The following is a 734-nucleotide window of genomic DNA, read 5'->3' as shown; positions in this document are numbered from 1 at the left end:
GTCGGTGTTCATGCGCGCCATTGCCGATATCGGCGTCTTCTCGCTGCTGATCAACATCCTGCTTTTGGTGATCCCGCTCTATCTGCTGCAGGTGTATGATCGCGTGCTGCCATCCTCCAGCATCGAGACGCTGCTTTATTTGTCGGCCATGGCGGTTGTCGCGCTCGCCTTCCTCGGCTTGCTGGACGCAGTCCGCGCCATTTACACGCAGCGCGTCGCCGCTACGGTCGATCAGAAACTGGGGGCGACGACATTCGCCGTCTCGCTTGGCGCCAAATATGCCGGCGGCGGCCTGTCGCCGCTGCGCGACCTGGCCTCGGTCTGCGCCTTCATCAGGTCGCGCGGCGTGGCGGTGCTGTTCGACCTGCCCTTTGCTCCTGTCTTTCTCGCCCTGCTCTATCTCATCCATCCTGTTCTGTTCTGGCTGACGCTCGCCGGCGCGGTGCTTTTGTTTCTTCTGGTCGTGGCCAATCAGCTTGCCATTGGCAGGAACGATGCCCTGTCGGCGGAACGCTCGGCCGCCGCGAGCCAGGCGGAGCAGGCCTTTGCCCGCAATGCCGAAACGCTGCGCGCCATGGGCATGGTGCGGGCCGCCGCCGAGGTGTGGGGCAGGCACGTCGCGGAAGCGCTCACCCTGCATGACCGTTCATCGAGCGCCAACGCGATCTTCAGCGCGGCGTCGCGGGCGCTGCGCATGATGCTGCAGCTGGCAATACTGGGCGCCGGCGCATGGC

1 pseudogene is annotated in these 734 nt (G+C 65.0%); it reads left to right on the top strand.

What is annotated here, in order from left to right:
* Positions 1 to 4: 4 nt before the first annotated feature.
* Positions 5 to 734: pseudogene (locus tag EN993_RS36445) on the top strand (type I secretion system permease/ATPase); the annotation flags it as partial.

This window comes from Mesorhizobium sp. M7D.F.Ca.US.004.01.2.1, from assembly GCF_003997785.1.
Classification (GTDB): Bacteria; Pseudomonadota; Alphaproteobacteria; order Rhizobiales; family Rhizobiaceae; genus Mesorhizobium; species Mesorhizobium loti.
Note: the sequence above shows the minus strand (reverse complement) of the source record. Positions and strands in the feature narration are given on the sequence as shown.